Raw genomic sequence first — 1262 nt, 5'->3', positions numbered from 1 at the left:
CGGCCGCCCCGTGCCGCCACCCGCTGCCGCCCGGCCGGCGCCGGCTGCCCCGGGCCGGCCGGCCTCGTGCCTCCTGCCCCGGCACCGCGTGAGCGGCAATCCGTTCGCCCGAACGGCGTCGACGGTTGGCGGCCCCGCGTGACGCGCGGTGCACTGCCCCCATGAGCAACGACGAGCCGTCCGGTCCGCCGCCCGAGGACGACCCCTTCGTGAAGCGGCCCCGGCCTCCCCGGCAGCCGCCGTCCGAGGACGCGGCGCCGCCGCCCGGACAGGGACCGTACGGCTCGCCCCCACCGCCCCCCGGCCCCGGCGGCCCCTACGGTCCCGGCCAGGGTGGCGGCGGCCCGTACGGCAGCGGAGGCCCGTACGGCGGGGGAGGGCCCTGGCAGGGCGGCGGGCAGGGCCCCTACGGCGGGGGCCCGTACGGAGGCGGCCCCTACGGCGGAGGGCCGGGCGGCCAGGACCCGTACGGCGGCCGGCCGGGGCCCGGGCAGGGGCCGCTCGCCGGGATGCCGCCTGTGGCGCCCTTCGGCACACGGCTCGCCGCCCGCATCATCGACGCGCTGATCATCGCGATCCCGCTCGCGATCATCTCCCTGGGCGTCAACGGCTTCGACCTGTCGACGACGAACGGACAGAGCGAGGCCGACCAGATCGGCGACACCATCAACACGGGCCAGCAGTGGCTCTGGACCCTGGTCTCCCTCGTCGTCTACATCGGCTACGACACCTGGATGACCCACACCTACGGCCGCACGCTCGGCAAGCGCTGGCTCAAGCTGCGCGTCGGCATGCTCGCCGACGGCGCCGTGCCGGGGACGGGGGCGTCGCTGCTGCGCGCCACGGTGCTGTGGCTCCCGGCGCTGGTGTGCTGCTACTGCATCTGGTGGATCGCCATCGCCCTGTCGATCGTGGCGAGCCGCCCCTACCGGCAGGGCTGGCACGACAAGGCGGCGAAGACGGTGGTCGTGACGACCTGAGGTCGAGGAGCCGGTCGTGACGACCTGGGGCCGAGGAGCCGGTCGTGACGACCTGGGGCCGAGGAGCCGGTCGTGACGACCTGAGGTCGAGGAGCCGGTCGTGACGACCTGAGGCCGAGAGGCCCGCCGTCACGACCTGAGCGGGAGGAGCCCGTCGTCGCGGCGTCGGGCGGAAGGCGCCCGGCCTCCAGCGCCCGTCTACCGCCGTACGGACTGCCGGCCCGCGCGTGCGACGCCCGGGCGGGCCGCCGGGTGGGGGCGGGGCGCGCGCAGGCCCGCCGG

Annotated in this window: 1 protein-coding gene; it reads left to right on the top strand. The window is 77.0% G+C overall.

The window, feature by feature from the left end; genetic code table 11:
* The first annotated feature begins 161 nt into the window (after positions 1 to 161).
* On the top strand, positions 162 to 980 hold the full coding sequence (locus tag L1885_RS28440; RefSeq protein ID WP_235800015.1) for an RDD family protein: 819 nt from the start codon (positions 162 to 164) through the stop codon (positions 978 to 980).
* Positions 981 to 1262: the final 282 nt, after the last annotated feature.

Origin of the sequence: Streptomyces fuscigenes (assembly GCF_021556455.1) — a bacterium.
In the GTDB taxonomy this organism is placed as follows: domain Bacteria; phylum Actinomycetota; class Actinomycetes; order Streptomycetales; family Streptomycetaceae; genus Streptomyces; species Streptomyces fuscigenes.
The sequence above is the reverse complement of the archived record's forward strand: the minus strand, read 5'-3'. Positions and strand labels throughout refer to the sequence as shown.